This window comes from Bacillus sp. SM2101 (assembly GCF_018588585.1).
In the GTDB taxonomy this organism is placed as follows: domain Bacteria; phylum Bacillota; class Bacilli; order Bacillales; family SM2101; genus Nanhaiella; species Nanhaiella sioensis.
This window is the reverse complement of record NZ_JAEUFG010000002.1, coordinates 57,495-76,637: the sequence shown is the minus strand read 5'-3', so window position 1 is coordinate 76,637 and position 19,143 is coordinate 57,495. Positions and strand designations below refer to the sequence as shown.

Annotated in this window: 15 protein-coding genes; all 15 read left to right on the top strand. The window is 33.7% G+C overall.

The features are described from left to right. Positions 1–311 (top strand): hypothetical protein (locus JM172_RS02580; protein WP_214480519.1); only part of this gene is annotated, 311 nt, incomplete at its 5' end. A gap of 149 nt (positions 312–460) precedes the next feature. Continuing rightward, a complete protein-coding gene (locus JM172_RS02575) occupies positions 461–1,375 on the top strand; it encodes an ABC transporter ATP-binding protein (protein WP_410629397.1) in 915 nt (304 codons plus the stop codon). A gap of 4 nt (positions 1,376–1,379) precedes the next feature. Then, complete coding sequence (locus JM172_RS02570; RefSeq protein WP_214480517.1) at positions 1,380–2,654, top strand: ABC transporter permease; 1,275 nt, start codon at positions 1,380–1,382, stop codon at positions 2,652–2,654. Continuing rightward, positions 2,651–3,760: an ABC transporter permease gene (locus JM172_RS02565; protein WP_214480516.1), complete on the top strand. Its 1,110-nt coding sequence runs from the start codon at positions 2,651–2,653 to the stop codon at positions 3,758–3,760. Before JM172_RS02570 ends, JM172_RS02565 begins: the two co-directional genes overlap by 4 nt. A gap of 236 nt (positions 3,761–3,996) precedes the next feature. After that, positions 3,997–4,572 (top strand): NAD(P)H-dependent oxidoreductase, encoded by a 576-nt coding sequence (locus JM172_RS02560; RefSeq protein WP_214480715.1) that lies wholly within the window; start codon positions 3,997–3,999, stop codon positions 4,570–4,572. Positions 4,573–4,864: 292 nt separating this feature from the next. Then, on the top strand, positions 4,865–7,060 hold the full coding sequence (locus JM172_RS02555; RefSeq protein WP_214480515.1) for a DNA topoisomerase III: 2,196 nt from the start codon (positions 4,865–4,867) through the stop codon (positions 7,058–7,060). A 490-nt stretch (positions 7,061–7,550) separates the two neighbouring features. After that, positions 7,551–8,111 (top strand): TasA family protein, encoded by a 561-nt coding sequence (locus JM172_RS02550; protein ID WP_214480514.1) that lies wholly within the window; start codon positions 7,551–7,553, stop codon positions 8,109–8,111. Positions 8,112–8,445: 334 nt separating this feature from the next. Further along, complete coding sequence (locus tag JM172_RS02545; protein ID WP_214480513.1) at positions 8,446–9,039, top strand: CalY family protein; 594 nt, start codon at positions 8,446–8,448, stop codon at positions 9,037–9,039. A gap of 464 nt (positions 9,040–9,503) precedes the next feature. Continuing rightward, on the top strand, positions 9,504–10,091 hold the full coding sequence (locus JM172_RS02540; RefSeq protein WP_214480512.1) for a TasA family protein: 588 nt from the start codon (positions 9,504–9,506) through the stop codon (positions 10,089–10,091). 495 nt (positions 10,092–10,586) lie between these two features. Further along, the gene (locus JM172_RS02535) at positions 10,587–10,961 is read left to right on the top strand and encodes a DnaJ family domain-containing protein (protein WP_214480511.1); all 375 of its coding nucleotides are present in this window, start codon (positions 10,587–10,589) and stop codon (positions 10,959–10,961) included. 341 nt (positions 10,962–11,302) lie between these two features. After that, the gene (locus JM172_RS02530) at positions 11,303–12,274 is read left to right on the top strand and encodes an ABC transporter permease (RefSeq protein ID WP_214480510.1); all 972 of its coding nucleotides are present in this window, start codon (positions 11,303–11,305) and stop codon (positions 12,272–12,274) included. A 14-nt stretch (positions 12,275–12,288) separates the two neighbouring features. Beyond that, on the top strand, positions 12,289–13,188 hold the full coding sequence (locus tag JM172_RS02525) for a carbohydrate ABC transporter permease (RefSeq protein WP_214480509.1): 900 nt from the start codon (positions 12,289–12,291) through the stop codon (positions 13,186–13,188). A 197-nt stretch (positions 13,189–13,385) separates the two neighbouring features. Then, positions 13,386–15,044, top strand: coding sequence for a type 2 periplasmic-binding domain-containing protein (locus JM172_RS02520; protein ID WP_214480508.1), 1,659 nt, complete (start codon positions 13,386–13,388; stop codon positions 15,042–15,044). Between the two features lie 621 nt (positions 15,045–15,665). After that, positions 15,666–17,495 carry a sensor histidine kinase gene (locus tag JM172_RS02515; RefSeq protein ID WP_214480507.1) on the top strand — a complete coding sequence of 610 codons (1,830 nt, stop codon included), beginning with the start codon at positions 15,666–15,668 and terminating at the stop codon, positions 17,493–17,495. 21 nt (positions 17,496–17,516) lie between these two features. Beyond that, positions 17,517–19,043 (top strand): response regulator, encoded by a 1,527-nt coding sequence (locus JM172_RS02510; protein ID WP_214480506.1) that lies wholly within the window; start codon positions 17,517–17,519, stop codon positions 19,041–19,043. Positions 19,044–19,143: the final 100 nt, after the last annotated feature.

Genomic DNA, 19,143 nt, shown 5'->3' with positions numbered 1-19,143 from the left:
TGGATAGTAAATACAAGGGTACGGATAGTAAAAGTAGAGAATTGGATAGTAAATACAAGGGTACGGATAGTAAAAGTGTAGAATTGGATAGTAAATACAAGGGTACGGATAGTAAAAGTAGTGAATTGGATAGTAAAAATGGAGAATTGGATAGTAAATACAAGGGTACGGATAGTAAAAGTGGAGAATTGGATAGTAAATACAAGGGTACGGATAGTAAAAGTGGAGAATTGGATAGTAAATACATGACTTCGGACAGTAAAAGCAGAGAATTGGACAGAAAACGTATGAGTATGGACAGTAAGGCGTAAAATTAGCGCATTTGAATAATCATGTGACTAAGGTCATGTTTATCATTCAAATTGGTGACGTCAGACAGTGTGAAATGTCAGTGAAAGACTGTACGATATAAATAGTTAGTTAGAAAGAGGAGGCGATAATATTGTTAGAAGTTGTAGAGTTGAAGAAGAAATTCAAACAAATCGTCGCTGTGGATGGAGCAAATATGTTTTTAGAGCGAGGAGAAACAATTGGTCTGCTCGGGCCAAATGGAGCAGGCAAATCTACGGCGATTTCGATGATTTCTACACTCATAGCACCTACGAGTGGTGATGTGCGCTTAAACAATACTAGTGTGTTAAAAAATCCGCAGTCGCTTAGAGAAATACTTGGAGTTGTCCCTCAAGACATTGCATTATATCCTGATTTGACCGCGAAAGAAAATCTTGAATTCTTTGGCAGTGTTCATAGATTAAAAGGATCAAAGCTTAAAAAACAAGTTGAAGAAGTTCTTCAAATTATTGGACTTGAAGAGAAGAAAAAGGAATTAGTAAAAAATTTTTCAGGTGGAATGAAGCGTCGTTTAAATATCGGTGTAGCCCTTTTACATGAACCAGAAATTATCATCATGGATGAACCTACGGTAGGAATTGATCCACAATCTAGAAATTATATCTTACAGACTGTTAAACATTTAAATCAAGAGAAGCAAATGACGGTTTTATATACGAGTCACTATATGGAGGAGGTCGAATTTATTTGCGATCGAATTTATATTATGGACCAAGGGAGAATTATTGCTTCTGGTACTAAAGATGAAATCAAAAATATTTTATCAAATGAAAAAACGTTAGAAATAAAAGTTGAGAGATTGAAAGATGACTTTATTTATTCACTCAAGAATCATCCTCTTATTAATAAACTATCAACCGAAAATCAATTAGTTACAATTATTGTAGCTAAGGAAGTGAATTTATTTAGCGAATTGTTTAAACTCGCTGAAGAAACGGATACGACGATCACTTCGGTTGAAGTAAAAGTACCTACATTAGAGGATGTTTTTCTTCATTTAACAGGAAGAGCATTAAGAAATTGAGGTGATGATTATGTTTTGGTATTTACTCAAAAAACAATTGTTACTATTTCTAAGAAACCGCCCGGAATTGCTGTTGTTACTTGGGATGCCGCTAATTTTAATTACGATTTTAGGTTTTGCATTAAGCGGTGTGATGGATGGTGATCATCTTGAAATCGACGCTAAAGTGGCGCTTATTGAAATTGGAAGTGAACAGGATGAGGTCGATCGTTTTATTAATGATTTAGAAGAAAAGCAATTGCCAAGTGAGCAAAAAGAAGTCATTACAGCTGTTGCAAGTGAACTGTCACCAATTGACATCATAAAAAATGAAATATTTAAAAATGAGGAACTTTCATCCTTTTTATCACTTGAAGAATTTGATGAGAACGAGATTGAACAGCTAAAAAGTGATGACACATATGCTGTGATCATTGAAACACCAGAAAACTTTACGTATGACATATTGAATTCAATGTTTTTTAATGTAGATAACGTACCTGAGCTAAACTTTTATGTAAATGAAGGAAAAGATATAACATCAAAAATTGTTGAAGACGTAATCATGTTTTTTCAAAATCAGCTTTCCACATTTGTTATTTTGGGAAAACAAGGTGTGATAACAGAACAAGTATTTGCCAACCCGAGTGATATGGAGATCAACACAGAAACTGTGACAAAACGGGAGCCGGTTACTTCTCTCGGTTATTATGCAATAGGTATGAGTGTCATGTTCGTTCTGTATATCGCAACAACAATAGGGTCATATGCCCATGTTGAAAAAGAGTCGCTCGTCTTTGATCGTATCATGTTAGCAAACGTATCTAGGTGGGTCTATTTTACAAGTATATTTTGTTCGGCTGTTATACTAGCATTTCTTCAGTTATGTATATTATATGGTGTCGTCGCCCTTGTTTATCAAGTAACGTGGAATTCATTAGGAGCATTCATAGCTGTTACATTGTCAATATGTTTTACGACAGGTGGTCTTGCTGTGCTTATGACATCATTAAATTATCGCTTTAAATCAGCAGAAATATCTACCTTTTTCTCTTCAGTGGGCATTCCAGTTATCGCTTTTTTAGGTGGGAGCATGATGCCTATATCACAAATGCCTGAGTCTATGGCATTTATCTCTAAAATCACACCTAATGGAGCAGGTATGACAGCTTATTTGAAGATATTACAAGGATATTCTCTAACAGATGTAATCCCATCGTTGCTCACTTTATTTTCAATAGGAATTGTGCTTCTATTATGTTCAATTGCGAGCTTTCCTAAAAGGAGAGGTGCTTTATGATTACGATATTAAAGACAAAATTCCGGTTGTTAATGCGAAAACCATGGGCATATATTATTATGACAGCTGTTTGTATGCTCATTGCAATGTTTATAAGTAAGGGCTCTGAACAATCAATTAGCGTACCTGTTTATAGTGACTTGTCAGAGCAAGCAACGACTGAGTTTATAAATGAGCTTAAAAGCTCTGATGCTTTCAGTTTTAATTTAATGAGCAAAGAAGAACTAAATGAAACAGTGGCAGAAGGAAAAGCAGAGGCAGGAGTGATTCTTAGAGAGCGAGGTTTCGATCTCATTATTGCTGCAAACACAGAAAACCAAATGGTCATTAAGCAATATGTACAGCAAAAGTATATTAATCATATGCAAAAACAGGCTTTAATAGTGGAAGCTGAACAACAGGAGTTCAGCACTGAGCCTATAGTAGAAGCATTTAACTCATTAGAAAATAATCAAGTTTTTACGATCAATAAAGAATATTTTCATTCAAGTGATGCCTTCTTATATGATGCAAATGTGCAAGGATTGTTTGGAAGTGCCCTTTTCTTTGTAATATTTACGATTGCCATTAATGTATCAACTATTCTAGAAGAGAAAAAAGACGGGGTTTGGGATCGAATGATCTTGTCACCTGTTCGTAAATGGGAGATGTATGTTGGTAATCTGATGTATACATTTTTAGCAGGTTATTTCCAAGTCGTCATCGTATTTCTCGTTTTTCGGTACTTAACAAATATAGATTTTAATGGAGCGTTTTGGAAAGTACTATTGCTCCTTGTGCCTTACGTTTTTTCCATCGTAGCTTTATCAGTGATGTTAACAGGGTTTGTAAAAAATATTCAGCATTTTAATGCATTAATCCCAATTATTTCTGTAAGTATGGCGATGATTAGCGGGGCCTATTGGCCAATTGAAATCGTTACATCTGAAGTTTTATTAGCAATCTCGAAGGTTTTACCTCTTACTTATGGAATGGAGCTCTTAAAGGGAGCGGTTATATATGATTATTCAATGAGTGATTTTATCTTTCCAATAAGTATTTTATGTTTGATGGGTGTGTTGATGATGGGCGTAGGAATTAATTTTATTGAACGAAGACAAACGTAGATAAATGTTAGATGAGTTTTTATATGAAGATTTTTTAAAAGGCTCTTTACGTAAACTGTGTTGATATAATTCCTAAGCTAGAAGATAAAGATGTCGTATTACTCAGGAGTCAATGTTTTATAGACGAAAAACTGCCCTGAATGTTACATGTATACGTGTTTAGATCTTACGAATAGCAACAATCCATACGGGAACAGCTAGAAAAAAGTGTGAATAATTCGTATTGGGAGGGCTTAATTTTGAAGGGCATATTAATTATTAATGGACACCCTAATGGTAATAGTTTCTGTTCAGCGTTAGGGAAAGCCTATAAAGATGGTGCATTAGAAGGTGATAACGAAGTTAGAGAACTATCTCTTGCTGAGATGAAATTTAATCCAATTCTTAAAGGGTATGGTCAAACAATGGAGTTTGAGCAAGATTTACAGAGGGCTCAGGAATTCATAAAATGGTCGGATCATATCGTATTTACGTATCCAACATGGTGGGGAACGATGCCTGCATTATTAAAAGGATTTGTAGACCGGGTTTTTTCACCGGGATTTGCTTTTAAATATACTGAAGGTCCGCTTCCTGAAAAACTATTAAAAGGTAGGTCTGCGAGGTTAATTGTGACAATGGACTCACCAAAATGGTATTACAATATAGTTTATGGGAAGCCGGGACATAATGCCATGAAAAGGAGCACGCTTAAGTTTTGCGGAATTAATCCCGTTAAGATTACAACAATCGGACCTATTAGCCAATCGACAGATGACAAAAGACAAGTGTGGCTAAAAGAAATTAAACAATTAGGCATTTCGTCAGCATAATTCACTAAGATAGATTAATTGTATTTGCCCCTTTACTTATAGCCAAGAGCTTAAGGTAAAGGGGCTTAATCGTTATAGCTTCTTTTGAAAGTGTAAGTTGCTTGATGCGTTGCAATGAATAGCCTGTGTGCTCTGTTAAACTCGTAATGTATATAAATACTGTGATTGAATGTTTGGAAATGATTGTACAATTATTAGCTATATTTTGTATCGCATGGCGGTAACCTCACAGAGAAATGCTCATAGCAAATATGTTAAACTAAAAGGTAGCAAACAAAGAGAGGATTTTTTGATGAGTAAGACTGTAGTATTAGCTGAAAAGCCTTCAGTAGGTAGAGATATAGCAAGAGTATTAAAATGTCAGAAAAAGGGAAATGGATTTTTCGAAGGAGATAAATATATCGTCACATGGGCACTAGGTCATTTAGTCACATTAGCTGATCCAGAAGCATATGACGTGAAATATAAGTCATGGAAGTTAGAAGATTTACCAATGCTTCCTAACAAGGCAAAGCTCGTAGTTATTAAAAAAACGAGTAAGCAATTTAATACTGTAAAGGCACAATTAAATAGGAAAGATGTTAAGGAAGTAGTTATTGCCACAGATGCTGGTCGAGAGGGTGAGCTTGTAGCTAGGTGGATTCTTGAAAAAGTACGTATGAATAAACCAATCAAGCGCCTTTGGATATCATCTGTTACAGATAAGGCGATTACAGAGGGCTTTCGTAAATTAAGGAATGGAAAAGATTATGAAAATCTATATGCATCTGCTGTAGCTCGCGCTGAAGCTGATTGGTATGTGGGTATTAACGCAACACGTGCGTTAACGACAAAATTCAATGCACAGTTGTCTTGCGGAAGGGTGCAAACACCAACAATTGCAATAATTTCAAAAAGAGAAGAAGAAATTCGTAACTTCAAACCAAAGGCATATTATGGAATTCAAGCGGTGACGAAAGATCATTTGAAATTAGTATGGTTAGATAATAACACAAAGGACACTAAAACATTTTCAAAAGATAAAATAGAAAACACTCTTCTAGCAGTTAATAATAAACATGCACAAGTTGTGGATGTGAATAAAATAGCGAAAAAGAGCTATTCACCACAGCTATATGATTTAACAGAATTACAAAGAGATGCCAATAAGCGTTTTGGATATTCTGCTAAAGAAACGCTTTCCATTATGCAAAAGCTGTACGAGCAGCATAAATTATTAACATATCCACGAACAGATTCTAGATATATATCAACGGATATTGTGGCTACATTAAAGGACAGGGTTGATGCTTGTAGTATTCAGCCATATGCGAAATTAGCAATGAAAATATTGAAACAACCAATTAAGGCGAAGAAATCTTTTGTTGATAATAGTAAGGTTTCTGATCACCATGCTATAATACCGACTGAACAATCAGCCATGTTAAGCTCGCTTAGTGACAAAGAGAGAAAGATATATGATTTAGTGGTAAAACGTTTTTTAGCTGTACTCTTCCCACCATTTGAATATGAACAAACAACAATAGTTACATCTATTGCTAGTGAGCAATTTATTGCCAAAGGGAAGCGGATTATAAACCAAGGGTGGAAAGAGGTCTATGAAAACCAATTTGATGACGAAGTAAACGATGTTATTTCTGAACAAACGTTACCAAGCATCTCAAAAGGGGATGTATTGCAAATTACAGCAGTGTCGCAAACAACAGGAGAAACCAAACCTCCTGAACCGTTCACTGAAGCTAGCTTATTGTCTGCAATGGAAAACCCTAAAAAGTATATGAAAAAGAACGATAAACAATTAATAAATACAATTGGAAAAACTGGTGGGCTCGGTACGGTAGCAACAAGAGCAGATATTATAGAAAAGCTATTTAATAGCTTTTTAATAGAAAAAAGAGGGAAAAGTATCTTTATTACTTCCAAAGGGAAACAACTGCTAGACTTAGTTCCTGAGGATTTAAAATCACCGGAACTTACAGCAGAATGGGAACAAAAACTAGAGGCTATTTCAAAAGGGTCTCTCCAAAAAACAGCATTTATAAATGAAATGAAACATTACGCAAAGGATGTTGTTCATAAGATAAAGAATAGTGACAAGAAATTTAAGCATGATAATGTAACTGGCAAGAAATGCCCTGATTGTGGAAAACCAATGCTAGAGGTAAACGGAAAGAAAGGAAAAATGCTTGTTTGTCAAGATCGTGAATGTGGCCATCGGAAAAATGTATCAAAAGTAACGAATGCACGGTGCCCGAATTGTCGAAAAAAACTAGAGCTACGTGGTGAAGGAGAAGGTCAAATTTTTGTCTGTAGCTGTGGACATCGAGAAAAACTATCTACATTTAATGAACGTAGAAAAAGCTCGAAAAATAAAAACGTTTCGAAACGAGAAGTATCGAACTATTTAAAGAAACAAAACAAACAAAGTGATGAATTTAAAAATCCTGCCTTAGCTGAAGCGTTAGCAAAGCTAAAATTAAAAAAATAGTAACAAAAAACGATAGGTGCTCACATGCAGTCACCTGTCGTTTTTTGTTGAAAGGCAGTTTTCGCATGGATTGTTGTTTTTGTACTAAGATTTAAAAGCATCTTTTCTTTTGCTAAAAAGATGACAAACGTATTAAACGATATGTTGCGATTTTAAATGGTAACAAAAGTATACGTAAAGCGTTTGTTGAAAAGAGAAAAAGTGTTGGGTTTTGGCGTTCTTAAAAAAGTACAAAATGTAAGAAAATAAAAGTAATAATGAGTAAACAGTAGTAATTGTGTTCTTTATAAAGAAAAATAACCGATTTTGACAGTTTTCTTTTCTTAAAAATCATTTTATACTCAAGTTGTTGATTCGTTATAACGAATTATCAGCGAACAACAAAACGGTGGAACGATTTTAGTAGAAGCTTTGTTGCAACTTCTTATGCATCTACATAAGGGTTCCAAATAAATATCATAACTTTTAAAGAAAAAGAGGAGGAAACAAAATGGGTATTAAAAAGAAATTAGGTTTAGGAATGGCATCAGCAGCACTAGGGTTATCATTAATCGGTGGAGGAACTTTTGCATACTTTAGTGACAATGAAACTGTATCCAATACATTTGCTGCAGGTACATTAGATTTATATGTAGATAAAGCGGTAGTATTTGAAGTCGGAGATATTAAACCTGGAGATTGGATGGAAAGAGAATTTAATATTAAAAATGATGGGACTTTGGACATAGAAGAAGTGTTAATGCATACGACAATATCTGGAGACACAGACCTAGCATCCCATCTAAATATAAAGATTCTTTCAAGTGATGATCAAGTAATTCTTGAAAATGTCACATTAGCAGAACTTGCGTCAAGAACAGAAGGAGATAACTCTCCAGACATTACAACTATAAGATCAAGTAAGGAAAAGTTACCAGTTGGTGATAATGATACAATTAAAATTCACATTGAGTTCCTTGATAATGGACAAGATCAGAACCACCTGCAAGGTGCCGAAATAAGTGTTGGATTCGATCTTGAAGCAACTCAAGGACCAGGTGAAGAAAAATAATTTTTAAGTCACATCTAACAAGAATCAACTAATAAAGGCAGGGGAATTCCCCTGCCTTTTGCTTTGTCATTAATCTGTAATTATAGGTATCTAACAAATAAAAATTGTATTATTAAGGAAAATTGAGAGAATATGAGAAAATAGGAGAAAATAATGTTCTTTATAAAGAATATTCGTATATTTAGTGGTTTATCTTCACTTTCGTATCAGCTATGATGTAAATAGTTCTTTAAAAAGAACAAAAAGTACTATTTAGTGAACGGTTAGTAACCACTTTATGTTATGCATAAAGGTTTACAATAAAAAATAAAAAAGAAAATGGGGAGGAAACAAAATGGGTATTAAAAAGAAATTAGGTTTAGGAATGGCATCGGCAGCACTGGGCATATCACTAATTGGTGGAGGAACGTTTGCATATTTTAGTGATACTGCTGAAGTATCGAATACTTTTGCAGCAGGTACACTAGACTTATCGGTTGATCCAGAAACAATCATTAACGTTAATGATATTAAACCTGGGGATTGGATGAAAAGAAATTTCAAGCTGATAAACAGTGGGTCTCTAGATATAAGTTCTGTAGATTTAATTACGAGCTATACGGTTACAGAGGCGGACGGTAGCCCCGCTAATAATGGGGAGGAAGACTTGGGAAAACATATTAAAGTTCAATTCTTAAAAAATAAAGACAAGAAAACTGAAGTCATTGATGAAAAAACACTATACGAATTAAAAAATATGACACCAGATGCTGTTGAAAATTTGAGATGGAAAGGTGAGAAAGATGGCTTAAAAGCAGGTGATACAGATAAACTTCGCGTTAAATTTATTTTCGTAGAAAATGATGAGGATCAAAATGTGTTTCGAGGGGACAAGCTGGAGTTAAAATGGGAGTTTGTAGCTCATCAAACTGATGGGGAAGAAAAATAAAAATAAGATTGTAATTAATTCGAAATAGAAAGACGTTACTAGATCTATCGTTTTGGCTGTTTTCACATTGATTGTTTAAGATATAAACACGTACACAACAAGAGTTCGCAGCATCTTTCCTCTGTACAATGATGACTACCAATATAAACTTCTTTTCTGGTACAAAATTGATAGCAATAGCAACAAAGCTTATGAAAAGAGCCTTTGTTGTTAAGTAACGTAGTTCTTTATTGAGAAATTTGCAAATAGAATCATGATCTAACTTATGAAACAACAAAGTAAGAATGACAATGGATATGTATAAATTTAGATGATCATCACATTCTTCAATAAAAGATAATGTTCTTTAAGGTTATACATCGTTGTTAAAACGTTCTTTATTAAGAACCATCTATCGTGTTGTTTATGTGAGTGCTGTTATTAAATGTATGACAAATAAAACTACCGTTAAGGGAGGAAACAAAATGACTTTGAAAAAGAAGCTAGGCATGGGAATAGCCTCAGCAGCTTTAGGACTATCATTAGTTGGTGGAGGAACATTTGCATATTTTAGCGATTCAGTTGATACTGAGAACACATTTGCAGCTGGTACATTAAATCTCTCAATTGACCCATCTGTAATTATTGATGTAAATAATATAAAACCAGGAGATAAAATGCCTAGAAGGTTTTACTTAGTTAACGATGGCTCTTTAGACATTAGTAGGATTGACTTGAATACGAGTTACGAAGTAATTGATACAAAAAATGATAATAACGGTGAGGATTTTGCTGAACATATTAAGGTGAATTTCTTAGATAATGATGATAAAAATACCCATCCAATATTTACAACTACACTTGCTGATTTAGATAGTTCCACAATTGATTTGTTACAAGAGAACGGCTGGACTCCTGATGATGAGGAGGGATTAAAGAGTGGTGAACAAGATACTTTGTTTGTAGAATTCGAATTCGTAGATAATGGTTTTGATCAAAATATCTTCCAAGGCGACATATTGAAATTAACATGGACGTTTGATGCACATCAAACTGAGGGAGAAGAGCGGTAAGCATAGTTTGTCTGTTCCATCTATATAAGAGGAGTTATCCAATAAGTCGATCATTCTAATAATGGATGACTCCTCTAGCATGCTGAGTTTCACCCTTCTTCATATTCCTTTCTATATACCTCTTTTGGACGACCTCTAAACGAACCACTTGAATGACAACTTACTTGAACAAATTAACTAAGCCAAACTATCTTATGAGAAACATCGAATTAATACATATCCATGTCTATTATCTATCCCCTCAAGTAATTATGCCATATTACGTTCTTTATGTGATGTTGCTTCGAGGGAGGTGGCTAAATCGTCGCCTCATTTGTTAATATCACCCTCTAACGTCTGTCGCCTCAGAAACACTTCGCCATTTCCCCAAAGATAATAATACCTTAAACAAGATGATCAATTCACTTCTATATTAAATGGTAGAAGCTCCCTAGGTAATGCTATATAATGGAAGTGTAAAGAGGGTTTTATCCTAAATAGAAGGAGGGATAAAGTATGGATGTTGTATCAATCATTGCCGAAGATAAAATAAAAAGGGCATATAGCGACGGGGAGTTTAAGCACCTTCCAGGTAAGGGAAAGCCCCTAGTCTTAGAGGATTTATCACATATACCAGAACACCTCCGTATGAGCTATAAGATGTTAAAAAATGCTGGAATGATGCAAGAAGCAGATGAATTAAAAAAAGAGATGATGACAATAGAACAGTTGGTTGCGTCAACTCAGAATGAAGACGAAAAACTCAAATTAACAAATAGGTTAAACGAAAAAATGATTCGTTTTAATCAACTGATGGAAAAAAGAACTGTGTCTTCGAACTCCTCTGCCTTTAAACAATATCAGCAACAAATTCATAACAAGCTTTGGTAAGTCATTTTATGAAGTGATTAAAGCTGAAAAATATATATAATGTTTCTGTAGAATCATATGTTTATTACTAGGACAAGTAACAGGTTACTTGTCCTTTTTGCGCTCTCGATTATTGCCTTGACGAAAACGATTTAGTAAAAAACAAACAACAAAGAAGATATAAATTATAAAATGTGAACAATTTAAGAAAACGATTCCATTGCTTTCATATCAATCCTTTTGAGGGTGTGTATATCTAAAATAATGTGACCTAATACAAAATTTCCTTACTTAAAAGGAGCGAAAACATTTCTTACAATATATGTAGAGAGAACACATCGAGTATAAGAGGTGGTGAACATATGGATGCAAAAATTGACCAAGCTTCTGAGGAAGTCATTATCACCAGTACAAAAAAAGAAAAAGTAAAAAAGGTATCCAGAACAATAATTTCACAAAAATATTTACAAGTCATGGCTCTTCTCGGAGTCGTATGGATGTTTATATTTAACTACATCCCTATGTATGGGGCAATTATAGCTTTTAAAGAGTACAGTATTATTAAATCGATTGCAGAAGCACCTTGGGTCGGCTTATTGCATTTCAAGGAATTTTTGCAAGACGAGGAATTTGTAAATGTACTTAAAAACACACTTGGAATTAGTTTGATTAAACTATTTATTGGTTTTCCATTACCAATTATTTTCGCACTATTATTAAATGAGCTAACGTCATTAAAGTTCAAAAAAGCAGTTCAAACAATTACCTATTTACCTCACTTCCTTTCGTGGGTTGTGTTAGGCGGAATTGTCACAACATGGTTAGCTGATATCGGGTTTATTAATGATATTCTACTAGGTTTAGGAATCATCGATGAGCGAGTAAGTTATTTAGCTGATCCGAAATACTTTTGGGGGATTGTTATCACATCTGATATATGGAAAGAGCTAGGTTGGTCAGCGATCATTTATTTAGCAGCAATCGCAGGTGTCTCTCCTGAGCTATACGAATCTGCGAGAATTGATGGGGCAGGTCGTTTGCAAAGAATGTGGCACGTAACTTTACCATCGATTCGTCCAACAATTACAATCTTATTTATCCTAGCTGTCAGCGGTGTGTTAAATTCAAATTTTGACCAAATCTTAATTTTACGTAATCAATTAAATGAAAGCGCTAGTAATGTAATAGACATTTACGTGTATTCAACGGGTATCCAAAATGGTCGTTTCTCCTATGCAGCAGCAATTGGGTTATTTAAAGCAGTCATCGCCTTCATATTGTTGTTAGGTGCAAACAAGATTACTAAAAAACTAGACGGAACAACGTTATTCTAGGAGGTGACTGACTTATGTTAAAGCTATTTAAATTGAATCGAAGAACAAAAAGCGAATATATCTTTGATACTTTTAACTTATTATTAATGCTGTTCATATGTTTTATCACCATTTACCCAATTTGGTATGTTATAGTAAATTCTTTAAATGACGGTGTCGATGCGATGCAAGGAGGAATTTACTGGTGGCCACGAGAATTTACGCTAGAAAACTATGCAGCAGTATTTTCTAACCAAGGTATCGTTACATCATTTGGAGTTACAATTGCCAAGACAGTCATCGGAACAATTGCACATGTGTTTTTCACGGCAATGGTAGCGTATGCTTTTTCGAGAAAAGATTTAACTGGTAGAAAGATATACATGTTTATCGGTGTTGTTACGATGTTCTTTAACGGAGGTTTAATTCCTTACTTCCTATTAATAAGAGATATTGGCTTATTTGATAATTTTCTTGTATACATTATCCCGACATTGTTTAATTTCTTCCATCTTATTATTTTCGTCTCTTTCTTTAAACAACTACCACCATCACTAGAGGAAGCAGCAAAAATAGATGGTGCCAATGATTTTATGATATTTATTAAAGTCATTATTCCGTTGTCAATGCCTGTTATTGCGACGATAGCATTATTCCAAGGTGTTTATCAATGGAATGACTACTTTGCAGGGGTAATATTTGTTAATAATCCTGATTTACAACCGATACAGACGTATTTATATAGGGTAGTAGCTGAATCCAGTTCTAATCAGATGCTAGCTAATGCGCCTGGAGGCATTACGACGAGAACTGTTACATCACAATCTATTAAACTAGCAACGATGGTCGTTACGACATTGCCAATCGTCCTAGTATATCCATTCCTACAAAAATACTTTGTTAAAGGAATGTTAATTGGATCAGTAAAAGGGTAATATAATTTTGTTTTGAATATCTTTTTACTTAAAAAGATATTTAAATATATTGGACTCTGAATGGTACTGAGTACTTAATAGAAAGAGGAATGGATGTTATGATAGAATAAATTGTTCCTCTTTCTTTATGAAAGTATTTAACTAACGAGTATCATAAACAGATTCTAACTTATAAAAGGAAAAGAAAGGGGTTTATTATGAAAAGAGTATTTTCTTTAAAGGGCTTATCATTATTATTAGTGTTAGCACTATTTCTTTCCATTATTGCAGGATGTGGAAGTAAGGAAACAAATGAAACCGCTTCCCAGAAAGACGAAGGAGAAAAAACGACAAGAACTGCTGATGAACCTGCATGGCAGGCTGATACATCTCCTATAGAGTTTGATTGGTATGTAAACTTCTCATGGTTTGCTCATAAATGGGGAGAAGATGCTATCTCAAAATATGTAACAGATAAAACTGGAGTATCAATTAACTTCCTTGCGCCAGCAGGTAATGAAATTGAAAAAATGAATACGATGATTGCTTCTGGAAAAATACCTGACTTTATTACAATTGGTTGGTGGGAAGATGCAGTCAAGCAAATGATTGAGGGAGAATTAGTACATCCATTAAATGAGCTAGCTGACCAATACGATCCTTACTTCTTTAAAGTAGCAGATGGTGCGAAGCTTGAATGGTATAAACAAGAAGATGGAAACGTTTACGGTTATCCGAACGCATCATCTTCACCGAAAGACTTTGAAAAATATAGTGAGTTTAAATCATCAAACCAAACGTTCCTAGTTAGAAAAGATATGTATGAAGCAATTGGTAGCCCTGACATGAGCACTCCAGAAGGATTCTTAAATGCTCTTGAAGCAGCAAAAGAGGAATTCCCTGAAGTGAACGGCGCACCATTAATTCCACTAGGACTAAATGAGTTTACAGATGTCGGTAACTCTTCATTAGAAGGTTATTTACAAAATTTCTTAGCAATTCCTTGGGAAAAAGATGGAGAAGTATATGACCGTCGAACAGATGCTGAATACTTAGCTTGGTTAAAAACATTTAGAGAAGCAAGTGACAAAGGTTTACTATCTGACGATATCTTTATTGATAAACGCCCACAAATGGAAGAAAAAATTGCACAAGGTAGATACTTTGCAATGTTATATCAACGTAGTGATATGGCTGCACAACAGCAAGCATTATATGCTCAAGACCCTAACAGCGTATATATAGCTGTAGACGGACCAGCTAACTCAAACGGTGATGAGCCAACACTTGCTGGAGACAGTATCTCTGGATGGACAATAACGTTAATTTCTAAAGAAGTAGAAGATCCTGAGAGAGCGATTGCCTTCTTGAGCTATTTAATTAGTGAAGAAGGTCAAAAAGATACTTTCCTAGGTATAGAAGGTGAAACATACGAAGTTGTTGACGGAAAACATCAGTTCACAGCTGATGTTCAAGAGTTATTAGATACTGACCGTGCTAAATTTGATTTAGAAATTGGAGCGTCACATAAATATTGGATGCTTATGGATACAAACATGACCCTTCCTTGGATGCCACCAGCTGTAGCACCTTTCAAACAAATGGAAGATTGGACAAGAGGGAAAACAGTTAGCTTTGCTGAGTTTGATGGTATGAATCCAACAGGAACCTCAGAAGAAGGTGTAGCGGCTAATAAGATTGCACAAGAGTGGGGTAAAACATTACCAAAATTAATTCTTGCAGAATCTGATAAAGAATTTGATGAGGTTTTTGACGAGTTCTTAAAGAAACGTGATGATTTAGGACAAGACAAAGTTGAAGCTTACCAACAAAAAATATATGAAGAAAATAAAGCGAAAATCGAAGCTTCAAAATAATAATACAAGAGTAAAAAAGCTGCTTGCGAAGGAATTATCCTTAGTAAGCAGTTTTTTTCTTGTAGACAGAATGGTGGTGAGTGACGGTTGCCTTTCGTTATACCATTTAGTGATTAAGCTCTTTGAAAACAAAAGGCTCTTTCCAAAAATGAAATAGAAGGTAAAGATGTCGTTTACTCAACAGGCATTGTTTTATAGAAGAAAAGATGCCACGAAATTTAGTTGTTTACTTGTTAATTTTTATCGTAAGGAAAACAACACTCTATACGAAAGCGGCTTATTTCTAAAGCAACAATTCATGCGTAGACGATGATTTAAGAATTATTCTACAAAGCAAAATTGTCATTTTCACTCGAAGTTATGAGTCTATAGATATGTTTTATTATTAGAAGGCGAGAGCTAGCTTTATAACTTTATTCTTTGTATCTACAAATCTTTTTTAAATTTGTTTAGCTATCTCCGATTATTGTTTGCTGAAATTTTACATGCGTATAGGTGGAACAAAAGGTGGTATGAGCCGAAATTGAAGGTAGATTTTCATTTCTAATGAAGTTGTCACACTTTTTTATAATAAAATCTTATATAATATAAATAACTATCATTTTACGGGATGTGTAACAAATGAAAATGTTCAAGAAAATAGCATCCTATCGGTTAAATCAGCGTTCATTATCATTACAAACAAAATTAATTATACTCTATATAGTTATTATCATGGTACCAGTTATCACATTTACGCTATATTACACTGAACAAATCTCTAATAGTGCAATTAGAGATGTAACCAAAAAGCAAGAGCATTTACTAGAATTAGAGAAAATTAATATTATGAACCATATTGAAACGATGAGAAGAACAGCGCAAATTGTCATTTCAGATCGTGATTTTCTTGATTTTATAAAAAAAAACCATGATAGTAATACGACTGATTTACTTTATTTTAAGTCGAATGTGTTTTCAAATATTATTAAGTTGCAATTTAATAACCCTAATATTAATGATATTCGTATATATACAGCTAACCCTAATATTAAGGAAATGTGGCCAATTATATTTGATGAAAGTCGTATAAACAATAAGCCATGGTTTGAGGAAGTAATGAATCGAAATGGCATAGAGCTTTGGTGGTTCGATAATGACAACGTTGACATTCTTAATCGCTCGCTCAACATTAGTGATGCGAAAATTTCTGTTTTAAGAGAATTGGAATACCCTAAAGGTGAGCACTTAGCGATTATTGAAATAAGTATGTTGCAAGAGAATTTTTTTCCGAAAATGTTTAGTAATGTGAACGAAAACGAGTCAGCAATTGTTGTATTTGATCAAAACTTGAATTTAGTTCATAATCCTTTTAATCCGTTTATTCAAGAAAATAACTTGAATATTATTGAATTGAGAGAGAAGTTCATTGGAACTGATAGTCAGTTAACTTCATCCTTTCAATTTATGAATAATGAAAAACGATTTCTCGCAGTGTCGACATATATGGATGAGTTAAACAGCTACATGCTAAGTATTACATCTCTTGAAAGTATATATTCTGAAACAGCTAAAACGAGAAATCTAGTATTAAGTGGTATTATCCTTTTAGTAATTATTTTGTCTATTATCACGTTTAAATTAATCTCTTATTTATTGAAAAATATGTATTTGCTTATAGATTCGATGAAAAAAGTTGAAAAGGGAAATTTTGAAGTGGATGTTACAGTAGATGAACGTAGTGAATTTGGAGAGCTTGCCAACCATTTTCGTAATATGCTAGGAAAAATTAATAGTTTAATTGCAGATGCAGTTAACAAACAAGCTATTACAAAAGAAGCGGAATTAAGGTCATTAAAAACTCAAATAGATGCGCATTTTCTCTATAATACGTTAGAAAATATTAAAATGATGTCTGAAATTGAGGGGAATTATGAAGTATCTGATGCTGTCACATCATTAGGTGATATTATGCGCTATAACTTAAAATGGAAGAACGATTTTGTTATTCTAGGTGAAGAGCTAAGCCACATACAAAACTATGTTGATATTATGAACTTACGTCTAGACAATCGTCTGACATTAACACTGACGATCCCCCAAGAATTGAAAGAACATGAAGTGTTAAAAATGTCCTTACAACCTATCGTTGAAAATTCGATCAAGCACGGAATTTCACCGATCATATATAACAAACAAGGAATCATTGATATAAGAGCTTCGGTTGAAATGAAAAATATTTATATTGAAATAACGGATAATGGGATAGGTATGACCCAAGAAGAAGTTGCTGAGTTGCATGAGAAGATAAGCTTACCTTCATCTCGCACAGAAGAAACTGAAAATGGAAGCGGTATCGGCCTTAGGAATGTACATGAAAGAATTAAAATACATTATGGAAACGAATACGGGATGTCAATTCAAAGTGTGAAAGGGCAGCAGACAAAAGTAATGATTAAAATACCGTGTTAACTCATCTGGGAGGTAACTACAATGTATAAGTTATTAATAGTAGATGACGAAAAAAATATTAGATTAGGTATTCAAGCGATGATCAAAAGGGAATTCTCTAAACTCATCGATACGATGGTTGCTGCTGACGGAGTAGAAGCATTAGAATTGATTCGTGAAAATAGCATAGATATATTGATTACAGATATAAAAATGCCTCGAATGGATGGTATTGCACTCATAAAAGAGCTTCATACGAGTGAAGATAAGCCAATCCTATTTATTTTAAGTGGCTATGATGATTTTGAATATACGAAAGCAGCGATTAAATGTAAAGTTAGAGACTATTTACTAAAACCAGTAAATCGTCAAGAATTATTTGAAGCTTTGCAACATACAATTGATGAACTAGCTACAAATCGCTTAGCTTCACATCAACATTTAGATGATTTTCGGACGAGTCAATTAAACTACATATTATTAAATCCAAATATACAAGAGGAACAAGTCCAGCACATTTGTACAAAAATAAACATTAATGTTTTTCCGAATGGTTTTTACGTAGGTGTGATTGAACAAGATCGCATAATAAAAGGAGAAGACTTTCTTCAACATATAAGAAACCAAATTACAACATATCGTAAAAATGATGTTGATGATATTTTTTGTTTTTTAGATAAGGATGGACATACGGTAGTTATAACGGGAAATGAGAGTATATTTACTTTTATAAAAGATCAATTTAAGAAAGAAAAATATCCTTCATTTTCTATTGGTGTAAGTGAGAAGAGAGCAGAGATTAAGCATTTGAAGAAGTCCTATATTGAAGCTTGCTATGCTGTGAAATATCAGTTTTTATTTCCTAAAAGGCAAGTCATTTTGTATAAAGAAATAAAAGATAGGAAAGAAAATATTGCGCCACCGATTGAAGCAATTAATAAAATATCGAATATGTTAGGGACAGAGAGAGAAAAAGAAATTAAAACACTTCTTTTTGCCGTTCTTGATTACGAAAAAATATCAAAATATGATATTAGTTACATGGAAACGATAGGTAAAAAGTTAAATACGCTTGTTTTCGAGAAATCTTTTGCAAAGCTTGGGGAAGAATCTATTGAGAATTTTCAGCTCGTACACAAAGTTGCAGATATCTACAATTTTAACGATTTCCATCAGTATTTCCATGCGATTGAAGATTTGACGATGCGTTTACATGAATATATTAAACAAGTTAAATCTGTTTATTCCGAACAAAAATATATGGATAAGGCACTTCAATATATTGAAGATAATTTTCATAAGGATTTAAATTTGGCGGTAGTATCGAATTATATTTCTTTAAATTATTCATATTTCAGTCATGTTTTTAAAGAATACACAGGCCTTAATTTTGTAGATTATTTAAAAAAGGTACGCATTCGCCGAGCAAAATTACTCTTGGTAGATACTGGAGAAAAGGTTTATGAAATTAGTAAACAAGTAGGCTATAAAAACCCAAAACAATTTACACGAGTTTTCCGTGAAATTGAAGGCATATCACCAAAGGAATATCGTGAAAAAATAAAATAAGTAAATTAACTATATAATATTCCTAAAAATCATTGTGTAAACAGTGATTAACTGAACAAAATAGTTCGTTATTTCTCTTAATTATTATAGGTTTATAGCC